The 15,255-nt window shown below is 56.4% G+C and carries 11 protein-coding genes; 3 read left to right on the forward strand and 8 right to left on the reverse strand.

Features of this window, described 5'->3' with window-relative positions:
* Positions 1-69 precede the first annotated feature (69 nt).
* From QN397_RS14290 to QN397_RS14320, 7 genes are read right to left on the reverse strand one after another with little or no spacing between them, the layout of a single operon-like run.
* Entirely contained in the window at positions 70-1,128 is a 1,059-nt protein-coding gene (locus QN397_RS14290; protein ID WP_323498453.1) for a polysaccharide pyruvyl transferase family protein, read from the reverse strand.
* 49 nt (positions 1,129-1,177) lie between these two features.
* Positions 1,178-2,074: a glycosyltransferase family 2 protein gene (locus QN397_RS14295; RefSeq protein WP_323498454.1), complete on the reverse strand. Its 897-nt coding sequence runs from the start codon at positions 2,072-2,074 to the stop codon at positions 1,178-1,180.
* Positions 2,071-3,276 (reverse strand): glycosyltransferase family 1 protein, encoded by a 1,206-nt coding sequence (locus tag QN397_RS14300; protein ID WP_323498455.1) that lies wholly within the window; start codon positions 3,274-3,276, stop codon positions 2,071-2,073. Before QN397_RS14300 ends, QN397_RS14295 begins: the two co-directional genes overlap by 4 nt.
* Positions 3,277-3,313: 37 nt before the next feature.
* Positions 3,314-4,828, reverse strand: a complete 1,515-nt coding sequence (locus QN397_RS14305; RefSeq protein WP_323498456.1) for an oligosaccharide flippase family protein — start codon at positions 4,826-4,828, stop codon at positions 3,314-3,316.
* Positions 4,818-6,248 carry a hypothetical protein gene (locus tag QN397_RS14310; protein WP_323498457.1) on the reverse strand — a complete coding sequence of 477 codons (1,431 nt, stop codon included), beginning with the start codon at positions 6,246-6,248 and terminating at the stop codon, positions 4,818-4,820. The genes QN397_RS14305 and QN397_RS14310 overlap by 11 nt, the downstream gene beginning before the upstream one ends.
* Positions 6,249-6,260: 12 nt before the next feature.
* The gene (locus tag QN397_RS14315; protein WP_323501221.1) at positions 6,261-7,370 is read right to left on the reverse strand and encodes a glycosyltransferase; all 1,110 of its coding nucleotides are present in this window, start codon (positions 7,368-7,370) and stop codon (positions 6,261-6,263) included.
* A gap of 1 nt (position 7,371) precedes the next feature.
* Positions 7,372-8,793 (reverse strand): undecaprenyl-phosphate glucose phosphotransferase, encoded by a 1,422-nt coding sequence (locus QN397_RS14320; protein ID WP_323501222.1) that lies wholly within the window; start codon positions 8,791-8,793, stop codon positions 7,372-7,374.
* 813 nt (positions 8,794-9,606) lie between these two features.
* Here QN397_RS14320 and QN397_RS14325 point away from each other — a divergent pair.
* From QN397_RS14325 to QN397_RS14335, 3 genes are read left to right on the forward strand one after another with little or no spacing between them, the layout of a single operon-like run.
* On the forward strand, positions 9,607-11,889 hold the full coding sequence (locus tag QN397_RS14325) for a polysaccharide biosynthesis tyrosine autokinase (protein ID WP_323498460.1): 2,283 nt from the start codon (positions 9,607-9,609) through the stop codon (positions 11,887-11,889).
* A 12-nt stretch (positions 11,890-11,901) separates the two neighbouring features.
* Positions 11,902-13,122 carry a glycosyltransferase gene (locus QN397_RS14330; protein WP_323498461.1) on the forward strand — a complete coding sequence of 407 codons (1,221 nt, stop codon included), beginning with the start codon at positions 11,902-11,904 and terminating at the stop codon, positions 13,120-13,122.
* Between the two features lie 11 nt (positions 13,123-13,133).
* Complete coding sequence (locus QN397_RS14335; protein WP_323498462.1) at positions 13,134-14,030, forward strand: glycosyltransferase family 2 protein; 897 nt, start codon at positions 13,134-13,136, stop codon at positions 14,028-14,030.
* A gap of 13 nt (positions 14,031-14,043) precedes the next feature.
* On the opposite strand, the gene QN397_RS14340 is transcribed toward QN397_RS14335, so the two are convergent.
* Positions 14,044-15,210: a glycosyltransferase gene (locus QN397_RS14340; protein WP_323501223.1), complete on the reverse strand. Its 1,167-nt coding sequence runs from the start codon at positions 15,208-15,210 to the stop codon at positions 14,044-14,046.
* Between the last annotated feature and the right edge of the window lie 45 nt (positions 15,211-15,255).

Genomic DNA, 15,255 nt, shown 5'->3' on the forward strand with positions numbered 1-15,255 from the left:
AGCAAGACAGCGCTTGCTGCCCAGCGCGTAGCGCGACGAAGTCGATGGACACCCAAGACTGAAAGCGCTCTAAACATTAAAGTTCAATTCGGCGGCAATTCCCTGCTTGAGAACAGCCGGCGCAATCGAGTCATTTGCGGTACTTGGGGATTGGATGCCCTGCACGTGCGTTGCCATTCCATATTCAAAGAGTTCCGCAAACGGCCGCAGCTTTTTGGCAGAGCCGGTCGTGTAGAACACCCGTCTGCGCAGCATGGCGCCGATGATCAGACCATGAAGGCGACCCGTGATGATCCAGCGCGCTCCGCCATACGGTTCCATCAGGCCGTGTTCGATTCCCTTTTGCGTAATCACTTCCACCGTCACTGGAAGCGCCTCGCGAACGACCGATTCGAAAGCTTCGCAAAAAGGAAGTCCGAACTCGCTCCTGGAATCGTGGGACACGATGATGACGTGCTTCATTTCGAATTGGTCGAACAGCACCCGCAACGCCTCGAGGATCTCCTGAGGATCTTCAGTTCGGCCCTCGACGAGGTCGATGCCCGGAGAAACCACGCAAGAGAATTCTTCGAGCAGGTGTGCGTGAAAATCGAGGCTCCCTTTGAGAAATGCGAGATCGCCGACCAGACTTACTTTTTCGGCGGCAACCGGAAAGTCTGCTTTCAACGACTTTTCCGAGAGTTGATCGCGTACGCAGACCTTGTCGCAAGCAGAAAAGATATTACCGAACATCCATCGCCTCCAACGCGACTTGATGTGAGTCGCCCCAGAGCCAATGACCCGAACATTTCGTCCGGATTTTCTGGCGAGCCACGACACGACGGTGGTGAACGACAGCCAGCCCAGGGAGACTTCATTTCTGATGGCGTGGCCGCCACCGATCCAGATCGACGAACTGTTGCAGGCCCGAAATGCAAGCAAAGGATGATCTCGCATGGAGATGACTTCAAACCCTTCTTTCTCGAATTCTTCGCGCACTTCGTCGCTGGGCCGTCGATAGGGCAACACCGAGACGCGACCACCGTCGCGCGTCATGCGACGTGCTGCGGCGAGTGAAAGCATCGCATCTCCCAGGTTCACGAAGTCCCCTGGGAGCACAGAAAAATTGGTCTGGATGTAAGTGGACATTGACAGCGCCTTGAAAGCTTCAACCGTTCGATGAGCAATATGCACACGTCTACCGCGAGACGTTCAAGGCCCTCTCTGGACTCATCTTTCCGCCGATCAAGTCTTTGATCGCCCGCATGTTTCCTAGCAAGCGGCCACGCCGATCGACCCAAGGCTCCGGAGAAAAACTGCGCAGGCCGTTGGCGAGCATGTTTTTTCCGACCTGCTTCAAAGCCAGCGGCCAACGCATGGTCCCCTTGCGTGCCAGATAGACAGGGTTGGCAACTTGCGAATAGCCGAGGCGAGCCCCCGGGCTACGACCCGTTCGTTTGGTACCGAGGTGAACGCCGCGCAAGCGCGCAACCTTGACGATGTCCCCATGCAATGCGAGCTGCCGCGAGAAGTCCACGTCTTCGAGCCATGCGTAGAGCGGAAGACGTTCGTCGAAGCGGATTCCATGATCACGCACCGTCTTCATGCGAACGGCGAGATTGCATCCGTAGCCGTTGTATGTCGACGTTATCGACCGTGCCTCGCTGTTCGGTCCGGCTTCTTTTAAGAGACGCAGTCCTTCTTCGTGAACAATGCCGGGACCAAGCGCACCGTCGCGCAGTAATTTTCCGGTGGTTACGACGACTTCAGGGTTGGCTGCGAACATGCTCTCGACCTCCGCGACATAGTCGTGAGACGGCAGGAAGTCGTCGTCGAAGAAGATCACTACGTCAGCTTCGGTCGCGTCGAGCAGCACATTGCGCTGCGGCGACGAGCCGACCGGTCCGCGAAAAACGCGCGCCGGTCCCGGGTAGCCCTGCAAACATACCGGATCGAAGTCCTGATCTGTAGCCGGGCAAATCATCAATTCGTTCGCCATCCGGGACTGACCAGCAAGCAAACCGATGGTTTCAGCAACCACCTCTCGGCGCCCCGCGGTGGCGATCGCGATCGCAATATTGAGCGACTGCGTCACAGCGCACGCCCCGACAACGACGGCGGTGAAAGCGGCCGAGGATCGGTACGTTGCGCAGGTGCCAACAAGTCGGCATCGGCCAACGGCTGTCCGATCACGATTTGGAGCAATCGACGCGCAGCCTTGTCCCATGTGAACTTTGCGGCCTGAGCTCGCCCACGGCGCTTCATGTCTGCGCGCAGGACCTCGTCATCACGGAGACGAACAATCTGCGCGGCCCATTGATCGGCGTCGTGCGCATCGGCCCACAACGACGCATCACCGCAGACTTCGGGTAACGCACCGCAGGGCGCAACGACGGTCGGGCAGCCGAGCGCCATCGCCTCCAACGGCGGTAGCCCGAATCCCTCTGTGGTGGAAGGAAAAGCCAGTGCAGTAGCGCGTTGAAGCAATCCAACCAATTCTTCGTCACTGACGAACCCCAGGAACTCGACGTTGAGCGGCACGACGTGACCTCGACTCGCGAAGTCCTCGCGTTTTCCCGGACCGAAGAGCGCAAGGGTCATGTCGCTCAACGCGGGTGACTGAAACGCTTTCAGCAACACTCCGATATTTTTGTGCAGCTGAATGTTCGCAAGGGCGAGCACGTAGCGCTTGCCTGCAAGGCCAACCGCATCGACCTTGGCCAAATCCGCGACAAGCCGAAGCACGTGGTCGCAGCCGTTGTAGATCACATGAATGCGCGCTGCATCGGCCACGCCAAATTCGTCCAGCTGTTTTCGCGAGAAATCGGAGACGGTCAGCAATGCCCTGTTGCGTTTTCCCAGCCGTGGCAGCATCAACCGGTACCAGGTTCTGAAAAGGCGGGAGTACGAGGCAGGCGAGGTGTAGACCTGCGCATCGTGAACCATGGTGAATGCTTGGCCATGCATCACAGGCCCCATGTTGCAAAGACTGATGAGCGTGTCGCCATTGGCACGTCGGGGCAGCACCAGTTGTTCCCATAGCGCGCCGTAAAGCCGACGCATCAGAGGCCTCATCTCGCTGGCTCCGTGGTCGACTTCCACCCCGATGCGAGAAAGCTTTAGGTCGGTGCCTCGGCCACCTGGCACGATCACGCGACACGGCACCGCATTGGCCAACGCCGGGTTACGGGCGAATAGGTTGTCCAGCGCGACCAACAATTCACGCGCCACGCGATAGACGCCGGACCGACTCGTCGAGCGCTGCAGAAACTTGCCGTTGATCACAAGGCTGGGCATGTCCGCTCGCTTGCTTCCATTGCCAGAAGGGGGGGTGTCATTGAGGTTGCGTACCATGGGACTCCATTGCGTTGGTCGACTGTTTGAACCGGTTGCGAAGGGTGTCGACCAGGTGCCGTTCCAGGCCCGCTGGCCGACCGGCAAGCCGCCACACCCCCAGGACCGACAGCGCATAGACCAGCAGGTACAGCGCTCCGACGAGCACTGCGGATATCGCCATTTCGGTCAGGCTCGCAGCGCCCATCACCCTGGGTCTCGCAAGCCAAAGAACCGCACCTGCCGGCAGCATCGACACAATGGGCCTCCACAACGCAAACACCTGCTGTGCAAGGCCTGTTCCGATCAGGCGCCGCACGATGAACAGCGCAGTGAGCGTGCCGGTTGCGGTAGCGATCGCGCTGCCGGCAATCGCACCGGGAATACCGAAATGCACGGCGCCTGCCCAGACCAACGGCAACCGAGCCAGCAGTTCGACCAGGGTGCGTACAGCGACCCAGCGCGTACGGTTTAACGTCATTGCAAGCGAGCCCATCAGCACGGCGGGCAATCCAAGCAAGGCGACTGCACTGAGCCAGCGAACCCACTCCGCAGCCAGCACCCAAGCGGGGCCCAGCGCCACGCGGACCAACACGTCCGGCCAAAACAGCGGCACGCCCATCACAGGAATCAGCACCAGCGCAATGGCGTGCGACAACTGAAGGTAACGCGAGGCCTGGCTACCGCCGGCAGATGCCAGCGCCGCCATCGCAGGGCGAGCCAAAGGTGCGACCAGTGCCTGAATCGGAATCTCCGACATTTGTTTGCCCATGGCGTACTGCCCAAACACCGTGTCGGTAGTCAGGCGCGGGAGCATCAACCGGTCGATTTGCCAGTTGAGTGCCGCGCTCAACTGGGACAAGAAGTTCCAGCCGATCAGGCTGGAGAAATGTGTCCAATGAACGAGCGTCAGTCGCAGTCGCAATGGGGCGATGTAGTAAGACAAGAGCGTCGATACCAACGGGCCACACACGGTCGCAGCTGCAATAGCCCAGTAACTGCGAGTGATGACAGCGATAGCAACCGATACGGTAAATGCGACAGCCTTGCCAGACAGCTCCATTGCAGAGTCCGGTCTAAAGTTGAACGCACGCGCATATTCGACCATTCGCGGGCTGACGAGCCCACGTAGCGCCGGCGCCAGCGCGAGCACTGCGAGCAAGCTCGTCAGCCGGGGCTCATCGTTGAACGCAGCCAGCGGCCAGGCCAGCGCCAGCAAAAGCAGTGCAATGACGATCCCGCGCAAAAGGCTGAGCGTGAAGGCCGTGTGCAACATGGCGGGCGTCAACTCAGGCAGGCGAATCAACGCTGCGGCCATCGGCAACTCGAACAAGGCTTCGACGATGAACACTACTGCCATCGCGGTGGCCACAAGGCCGAACTCAGCCGGCCCCAGAAAACGAGCCAGGCAGAGCAACATGGCCAAGTCGATCAGCTTGGCAATGAGCCGCGTGCCGACAGTCCAGGCCCCGGCGCCGACCGCCTTGCTCGCAATGTTCGGCGGTTTAGTTGACACGTGCCTCCCTATGGACGGCCGGGCGAAACACCCGTTGCAGCTCTGTGCCAGCCACTGCCGCAGCCATCCCATAGAGAAACGCGTTGTACAAGCCGAAGTCCGGCGTCGTTCCGATCGTCAGACTGGTGAAGAAGGGAGGCAGATAAGACCACCGGACAGCCGACAAGATGGCCTGCCCTTTTGCGTCGCCTTGTCGCGCTCGCCGCATCAATACGGTTTGCGCCACGAACAGAAAGTAAAACGCCGCACCCAGTACACCGGTATTGCTTGCAAGGGCTACGGCGAAGTTGGATGCGCGGGTGCCGCCCAGGCCGACGCCCAGGCCATACGTTGCAAACAAGGAGTTCAAGGAAACTCGCGTCCACATGCCGCGCTCTTCGAATGAGCTGCTGTTGGACTTCTGCAGCACCATTGCATCGAACATCTCGACCATGGGGTTGAACACCTTGGGAACGACCAGGACAGCCAGGACCAGTACGCCTGCCGCAGCGGCTCCTAACCAGAACTCGCTCGAGACACCGCGGCGCAGGTAAGGATTGCGCCCTGCGGCAATCACGCGCCAACACCATTCCGCCGCCGCTGCGGCACCAAACAGTCCCAGCCCCAAATATGCAGCGGACGAAGTCGAAAGCCAGGTCAACAGCAGCAGCAAGGCCATCAGGACAGGCACCCCGCGATCCCGCAGCAGGCCTGCCGGCATCGCGCGCCGAAAGAAATACAAAGACACCAGAAAACTCAGCGACAACGTGCCGAAAGCCGAAGCCTCCGGCATCAATCCGACCACGCGTTTGCCACCGAGCACTTCATCTTCGATCAGCAACGCGTAGCTGGCGGTGCGAAAGACTTCGAGCAACGACTCCAGCCCCGTCGACTGAGATAAGTAGTCTAGGAACCCGGTGGAAACCGCCATTGCTGCGCCAAAGCAAAGCGCGACCAACGCATGCCGCCGCATGGTCTCGGCACGCAACAGGCTGGCAAAGGCGAAAACGCTCAGCACCGATATGCTGACGTACACGAACTGCGAGAGGTTTTGGACGGTCGGCACGAGTAACACCGAATCGGCCAGATCACCAAAGCGAACAGGCACCACCTGAACCACGCCCGCGAAAAGCCGTGGCATGAACGCGGTGGCGAAACCGGCCACCGCCCAGAAAAGAAACAAGAGAAACAAGCCAGACGGCTTGAGTGCGGACTGGAACGCCGTCGCCAGGCCGCGCATGCTGCCCAGCTCCCGCGCTATCAACACCATGGCGACGAGTGGCGTCGGTGTTAGCGTGAGGCCGCCCGTCACCTCCGTGGGAATGGCCGCGAACGAGCCGAACGACATCGAAGCGAACAGCAAGTACAGCAGAACCTGTTTTCCCTGAAACAGGGTCCACACGACGATGACCCAGAAGACGACGATAGGGATGGCTTCCATGCGCTTGCCTGCTCAGCCCGCTGGGCACTGTTGAATGGCGAGCAACGAATCGATACGTTCTGCCAACTTCGCCTTGAACACAGCCGTGTCGAAGGTGCCCGCGTGCGCATGCAGCACGTCGGAACGGAAGGACGCTGCAGCGGCCTCGAACCGCCCTATCGCATCGACCATGGCCCCTGTCGTTTGTTCATGGAAGAACAAGCCGGTGCGCCCATCGACAACCGTTTCGAGCGCCCCGCCTTTGGCATAGGCAATGACCGGCCTGCCGCTCGCCATGACTTCGAGTGGAACGATGCCAAAGTCTTCGACCCCTGGGAACAAAAGTGCCTTGCAGAGCGAAAAGTGACGTGTCATGGTGGCGTCATCGACCGCACCCAAAAACTCCACCGTGGGGCCCGCCAGTTGCCTGAGTGCCGGGCTCGCACCGGAACCGATCACGACAAGGCGCCTGCCCAAACGTGTACAGGCTTCGACTGCGATTTCGATCTTCTTGTACGGCGTGATCTGGCCGGCACAGAGGTAGTAGTCGCCTGGCTCTTCGGATGGAGCGAGCGGCGCAAAGCGTGCGAGGTTCACTGGCGGATGCACCACATGCGCAGTGCGTCTGTAGTAGCGCTCGATGCGCTTGGCCACATAGGCCGAATTGGCGATGAAGTGATCGACGCGGTGCGAGGTACTCACGTCCCATTGGCGCAGCGAAGGCGCCGCCAGCGACATCAACAAGCGCGTGATAGGGCCGGCGGCCGCGCGGTATTGCGGGTACAAGTCCCAGATGTAGCGCATCGGCGAGTGGCAAAAACAGATGTGGGTCGCATCCGGTCCGGGGATGATTCCCTTTGCCGGCCCCGACTCGCTGGAGATGATCAGGTCGTAGCCAGTGAGATCGAAGGACTCCAGCGCATACGGCATGAGTGGCAGCATCTTTTGGTAGTGCCGTACCCCGCCGATCTTCTGCAAGAACGACGTGGTGATGCGATGACGCTTGAGCTTTTCCGAGATGGCAGACGCATCGCACACCAGCGTGAAGATGTCCGCATCGGGGTAGAGGTCGCACAACACTTCGAGGACCTTCTCCCCTCCGCGCATTCCGACCAGCCAGTAATGGACCAACGCAACCTTCACGTCAGTACGCATTCTTGTTGATGAAGCCTTTGAACACCGTCAAGACGATGATCTTCAAATCGAACGTCAGTGACCAGTTCTCGATGTAGGCGATGTCGCACTCGATACGCTTGGCAAGGTCAGTGGAGCCCCTCCAGCCATTGACTTGCGCCCAACCGGTGATGCCCGCCTTGACCATGTGCTTCTTCATGTACGCGGGAATTTCGTTCTTGAACTGCTCGACGAACACAGGTCGCTCCGGCCGTGGTCCGACGATGGACATGTCACCCATCAAGACATTGAGAAACTGAGGTAGCTCGTCGAGACTCGTTTTGCGCAGGAATGCACCGACCTGTGTCGAACGCGTTTCACCGGCCTTGGCCCATACGGCGCCGGTCTTCTGCTCTGCATCTACGGGCATCGAACGGAACTTGAGCATGTGGAACTTCTTGTTGTTCCAGCTGACCCGCTCCTGCCGATAGAAAACCGGGCCAGGGGAACTCAGCTTGACGGCGACGGCTATGGCAAGCATCAAGGGGGAAATCAGCACAACGATCAGTGCCGACAACACCAGGTCTTCTACCTTCTTGACCACGCGCGCCGCACCGTGCAAAGGGGTCTGCTGCAGCGTGATTACAGGCAGACCGGCGATCTCTTCGACCGAGTGATTCAGCAGGTGCAGCCCGAACAGGTCAGGCACGAGCTTGATGTCTGCAGTCGAGTGCCGCAGCTGGCTGAGTGCATAGGAGATCTTTGCTTGATCGCCTATGGGCAATGCCAGCCAGACCAATTCGACGCCGCGCGACTCGACGTAGGCGCCCAGATTGTCAAGGCGGCCCAACATGGGTGCGCCAGTCAACTCGCTCCTGTCTGAGTGGGTGGCAAACCAGCCGCGGACCTCGATGCCGCACGAGTCATCGCGCCGAATTGCATCGACCAGGCGCTGCGCCTCAGGATTTGCGCCGACCACGACGGCAACACGCGCGTCTTTGCGCTGACCGCTTGTCCAGCGCACTGCCGTATTCACCGACACGCGCAAGAGCAGTGCACCACCGACGCTGAGCGCAAACCACGAGGCCCACCACAACCGTGATGTGTCTTGCCCGTCTCTCGTGGCCAGCGCATACACGGCCATCAAGCAGAACATCAGCGGCCACAGCGTGCCGAGCTTGAACAGCTCCGCGGCGATGGTGCGGCCCCGCCAGCTACGGTACAGCGAACTGCCGTTGAAGACGATGATCGCGAACAACACACCGCGTGTCACCGCGTGCACGTAATCGGTGCCCATTTCGGAGTGGCCAAACCGCAAAGCAAATGCCAGTAGTCCGCTTCCTACAAATACGGCCAGATCTCCAATTCTCAGGGCCAAGCCCAACAAAGGATTAAATTTTCCTAACGCCAAAAGGCGCGTTTCCTGTAAGCCAATAGCAAACGTCGACAACATCAGACTCTCCCAGAGACCAATTAAAAGGGGGTGCCGTACCCAAAAGTATTAGGGCTGTCTCTGGCTTCTTATTTATTCACCGAGTGCAATTTCAATGCCAACCGAATCATTATCAAATGCGAACTTAAGTTGTGGCCGTCAACCTAATTCGGTTTAGCAGAGCGCATTCTGCACCGTGATATTTTTTGCAGTTGTGTCAATTTGATTGGGGATTAGCAATCTCGCCCGTTTTGGCATGTGATGCCCGTCAGAATATTCAAATAGTATGAATACTTTCATTTGCACGTCACTCAAAGACAATTACCACTTTGGTATTGCAATGCAGAGTGATTGGCAAAGGGCAATCGCCCCTTCGCACCCGGGTGATCGATGTCGCCGGCGTGGGTGTCGCTCGCGTGCCCCACGCGGACGCCAAGGTCCTTGGGATTTGCCACCGCCCTGCCGGCAGCGAGAAAGGCGGGGGTAGACGCGCGACCAGCGCACAGGTGGTTTTCGTCCGACGCGAGCCAAGGAATTCGCAAAACTATCGACTAGTGGACGTTGGGTAAACGAAACACTTTGGTTTACATTCAGCACAAAATGTAAACTTAAGTGGTTATCGAGCATAGATCTTGCGCCGCTGTGGCGCCGTTTCTCCGGAATCACTACGCTATGACTCTCAAAACCTTCATGGGGCGCACCCTTAGATCCTCCGCTGCCCTAGGCCACTGACATGGCACCGATCCTGGTGACCACCAGTCCTGGCTGCGCAAGGCCCGTACCGGCAAGCTTTCTGCCGGCAATTACCTTTCGTTTGAGCCTTCCCAATCCAGCATGAGCCGCCCTCCTATCAGTTCCACGCCAGATGCTCGCCAGCGCGCTCTCGCCGCCTCCGGCGAAACCATGGTGATGGTTGACGCGGATGACGCGCCGCGCCTTTCGGCTTACAGCGACATCCTGCTCGACCACAAATGGCTTATCAGCGGAGTCGTTACATTCGCTCTGCTCGTGGGCCTGGTCTATGTGACGCTGGCCACGCCGATCTACCGCGCCAACCTCCTCATCCAGATTGAAGACTCTGCGCCGGACAGCAAAAGCTTCTTGAACGAGACCACCGGGCTGTTCGAGGTCAAGACGCCGCTCACCGGCGAACTCCAGGTTCTTGGTTCTCGCATGGTGCTCAATGCGGCAGCCGATCAGGCAGACCTGCAAGTCAGCGCCCAACCCCGCTATCTGCCCATAGTGGGCGCATGGCTCGCGCGCCACGATGTGGGTCTTTCGATGCCCATTCTTGGCGGCTATGTGACCGGAGCCGAGCGCATCGATGTGACTCGCTTCAATGTGCCTCCCTCGCTGGAAGACACCGGCCCTTTTATCGTCACCACACAAGGCGGAGGCCGCTACACAGTGCGCCATGAAATGCTCGAAGCCCCTCTCAACGGGGTGCTCGGGCAGCCCCTGCGCTACACCTTGTCCGACGGTGTTCTCGACATTCAACTGAGCCAGCTGGCAGGCAGACCCGGTGCAAAGTTCACCGTCTTCGTGTCGTCACGCGATCGCGCCATCGAGCAGTTGCAGGGGCGTTTGCAGCTGGCGGAGCAGGGTCGGCAGTCGAATGTGATCGGCGTGACTCTCGAAGATAGCAACCGTCTGCGTCTGGCACGTGTGCTCGATGCGATTGGCGAGCAATACGTGCGACAGAACATGGCGCGCAAGTCCGCCGAAGCCGAAAAAACCCTCGCCTTCCTCGATTCGCAACTTCCAACGTTTGAAAATCAGCTCAAGACCTCAGAAGACGCGTTCGCGCGCTTTCGAAATCAAAACGGAACTATCGCGTTCGATGAAGAAGCAAAAGTCTGGCTTAAAAAGACAGCGGATTTGCAAAGCAGTCTTTTAGACCTGCAACAAAAGCGCCGTGAAGCGGAGCCAACGTTTTCAGACCAGAGCAGCAAGGTTCAAACGTTAGACAAACAGATCGGTGCAGTACAAAGCGAACTAGGTTCCATCAACACGCGCATTGCAGGAATGCCGAATATTCAACGCGACGCATTGCGCCTAGAACGCGAAGTGCGCGTTAATAGTGCACTCTATCAATCTATGCAAAACAATGCATTGCAAATGCGGTTGTTAAAAGAGGGAAAAATTGGCAATGTGCGGCTACTCGATAAAGCCGCAGTATCAAAAGTGCCGGTCAAACCGCAGAAGCTTCTGGTATTGGCTTTCGCATTGATGTTGGGGATTTTGGTAGGACCTGCTATTGCTCTGATCCGTACGCGTTCAAGGCCCGGCGTTCATAATCCAAAAGAAATCGAACTTCACACCGGCTTGGAAGTGTATGCCGTCGTTCCCCATAGCCCCGAGCAAACTCTTTTGGACCAAGGCGGCAATAAAGCCACGGCAAATAATTTGCTGACGGACATTTACCCTCACAGCTACCCAGTCGAAACATTGAGGGGGCTACGCGTTGGCCTCAAAATTGCCATGGCCGAAGCTTCGAATAATCGAATTCTCGTTACCGGCGCAACACCGGGAATAGGCAAGAGCTTTATTGCCAGTAATTTTGCGCTTCTGCTAGCACAGAGTGGCAAGCGAGTGCTGTTGATCAACGCCGATCTTCGCAAACGTGAGCCGCGTGGAATATTTGGTCTTAAACAAGAAGGTGGTTTGTCAGAATTGCTGGCAGGGAAGCTCGGAATGCAAGCATCAATTCACGCACAGGTTCGCCCCAACCTCGACGTATTGACTACCGGCCAGCTGCCCCGCATGCCCGCCGACATGCTGGAGTCGAAGGCCTTCACTCTTGCATTGGATATGCTCTCATCACGCTATGATCATTTAGTCATAGACACTGCTCCAGTGTTGGTAGCAGCTGACGCGGCCGCTATTGCGCCTGCTTGCGGTATAGTGCTACTCGTGGCTCGAGCCGATAAAACTAAATTGGGGGAGTTAAATGAAAGCATGCGTCGACTGACCCAAGCCGGCGCGCCGATCAATGGTGTGTTGTTCAATGGAATGAACTTCAGCCGAAGGTATAACGGAGACTGCGGCTATAGCCACCGGATCTATCAACATGCTGCGCACCAGTATGCCGTCCAAGCTAATCCGAGAATTCTTTAGAGGCTCGCGAATATGAGTACGACGGCTACTAAGGGCTACGGTCACATTGGACGGATAAATGCACCAGGAACCGAGCGAGATTTAACTGCCATTAAGACGTTTAACCGTCCGTCGGCCTATGTCCATCTTGACTACGGACGCGGTCCGGACACATGGGCGAAGGCGTACCAAAAAGGCATTGTGTTTGAGGAACAACCGTATGGGTATCACTGGGCTCAGACTTGGGTCAATCTCAATTATTCTGCCGATGCTCCAGAGCCAAAGGTGGTGTCCTTGCTTCGTCGCAGCCTCAAGTTTTTGTTTGGCTTCGATCTGATACACGCATTTCGCAATCGCAGATGTGCCGACTCGGCCGACGTCATATGGACCCACACCGAGGGTGAGTATCTTGCAGATGCCTTGCTGATGAAGTTACACCTGATGAAGCGGATTCCGCTCGTTGGACAGAGTGTTTGGCTATGGGACAAATGGTCGAAATGGAGCCCATTGCGCAAACGCTTCCATCATTGGCTGCTCGAAGAGGTGACGGTAGCGACAACTCACAGCGCATTGAACTCGAAACTTGGTACCGAAGTGCTGGGGCGCTCAGTCATTAAAGTCCCCTTTGGTATCGAGCCTACATTCGAGGTACCAGTTTCGCAACCTCGGGCTGACGGCAGGTTGCGAGTGGTTGCACCGGGGAACGACCGGCATAGAGACTGGGACACACTAAAGAAAGTCGCCCGCGACAATTCGGACATAGAGATCGTCGTGCTCTCTAAGCGTCGACGGGCAAGTCGGTTGGTATCCGCTGACGTTCCAAACTTCGTCGTGCGCAGCGCTGTCGGCATCAAGGATCTCATAGCCGCCTACGATGCCGCAGATGTCGTTGCGGTTCCGCTCCTTGGCAACCTGCACGCTTCCGGGATTACCGTGGCAATGGAAGGCATCAACGCTGGCCGTCCTGTGGTGCTAACCCGTACTGGCGGTATTGAAGATTACCTTGGGGGCACGGCTAATTATGTAGAGCCGGGCGATGCGATCGGCTTGGCGACTGCCATTCGGGCGGCTGCACTGATCGGCCGAGACCGCGACCTTCAAATTGCAAGGCGATCCCATCTGACAAATGCAGGCCTCATGATCAAAGATTTTGGCTCGCGCCATGTGTTGCTCACGCGGCTCGCTTTAGGCATCAGCACTCCTGAAGAAGATATAGCAATCTCTTGTTTCGCACCTGTCGTTCTCGAACATTGACGTTATCACGAATGAAAGCCAATGCCAGCGAGCATATTGTTGTCGGCATCGCTACTGCCGGCCGGCGAGATGTACTCGACAAAATGCTCTGGCAATTGACTCTCCAACGAAAACTTCCTGACTGCGTAATTATTTGCCCAGCCGCAGATTACGATTTCGATGAATCGATCATCTCGAAGTTGCCCTATCCAATCGAAGTCGTGCGCGGCGCGCGGGGACTTTGTGCTCAGCGAAACCTGATACTTAAGAAAATCTCCGACGATGGTCTGGTTGTCTTTTTTGACGATGACTTTTATCCAGCAGTAGATTTTCTAGAAAAGACAATCAGTTGTTTTTTGGCCTCGCCAGATTTTGTCGCAATGACAGGGATAGTCATCGTGGATGGGGCCTTGGGCCCTGGTATAGAGCACGATGAAGCGCTGAGAATTTTGAGTTCAGACAGTGAATGCACTGATCTCACGCCAAATACCATTTACAACGTCTATGGTTGCAATATGGCATTTCGCGCATCGACTATTCGAGATTCCAGAGCAGCGTTCGACGAGAACCTACCACTCTATTCATGGCTGGAAGACGTTGATTTTTCAAGATCAATGTCTGCCAAGGGTGCCATAGGACAGAGTCGATCGCTTCGAGGTGTGCACTTGGCCACCAAACGCGGCCGAACCTCTGGAGTGCGCTTTGGCTACTCGCAGATTGCCAATCCCATATATATGGCAAAAAAGGGAACGTTCGCCTGGTCACGTGCTTTCTCTCAAATGGGTCGCAATGTGACTGCCAATCTGGCGCGTTGCGTGAACCCGGAACCCTGGGTCGATCGTCGAGGTCGGCTTAAAGGAAACCTAACCGCTTTCAGCGATTTGTTTAGAGGCCGACTCCATCCGCGGAGAATCTTGGACATTAGCTGAAGAGCACCAAGCTCTATGCTGAAACTCTCTTAACCTCGTCGAGAATCGTGCGGAGACCGTCGCGCTGCCGTTCATTCCAGAACTTGGAGCATTTAAAGGCTTGGTCGCCCTTTGTAGCTCTGGAGTTCTCATCTAGACACATTTTGATGACGGCCGCTGCAAATGCCGCCGCGTCGTCATCGTCGATGACCTCCACGCATTGAACCATGTCGTCTGGTAATCCTTCTACTCCGCGGACGGTACTAATTACCGGTAAACCCAGTGCCATAGCGTCGATCAACTTAATCTTCAGCCCTGTGCCAGCCCGAATAGGATTTATCAAGATTGGCCCTTTTTCGAACAGGTCAACAAGCTTGTCCACCTTGCCTAAAGGGATCACACCTTCTTTACCCTGAAGGATGTCGCATATAGACCCACCGACATACAACTTGAAGTCTGGAACTTCTTTCAAGATCGCTGGCAGAACGTCATCGACAAAATAGAGTATCGAAATTATGTTTGCTTCGAATAACGATCCGACAAATGAAGCAGCGCAATTTTGTCTAAGGACGGCCCGCTCGGAGGAAGTAGTGATGTGGCCAATTGTTGCCACCTTGTCCACGTTCGCACGCGGAAGTATCGACCTAAAGTAATCGGCTTCTTTATCTTGAATGGCGATAATTTTGTCTGCACGATTCAAGCCTTTCGATTCTGCTTCAGCAGTCAATTCATTAAAAAACGCATCTTGCGTATCGATAATTTTGTAAATGGACGAGTTCAGCGAGTCCAATATTGCAGAAAAATGAACATAGACGATTACTACTGCGTGAGGTTGCCAAATTTTAAAAAGATCGTTGATGGAGCTTGTAATTTCTCGCTCAAACAAATAATCCGGGCTACTTCGTAACGCGGCTTTTCTTTTTATTTTCTTATACAGTTTGTAGTGAATCGAGTAGAAAGCCTTTTTTGCGAAATCTCTAATTCGAGCCAGCGGTGTAAATTCGAGTGTTACGAATCTGTGTACCCCTAACAGCTCAACATGCTTTTCTTCATCGAATACAGCAAGCTGCCGAGATGGGATAAGTATGAAAAACACCTCGCAGCCCATTGCATGGAGCGCTTGCACAAGAGTAAGGACTCTCGCCCGATTCCCGCCGGTGGTGGGGAACATCGGAATTTTGGAGACGATCGCAATGCGCATGTTATTTGCCGTGCGTTCCACAAGAGCGGCGAGTGATTGGCACAG

This window comes from Variovorax sp. RTB1 (assembly GCF_035018765.1).
In the GTDB taxonomy this organism is placed as follows: Bacteria; Pseudomonadota; Gammaproteobacteria; order Burkholderiales; family Burkholderiaceae_C; genus Variovorax.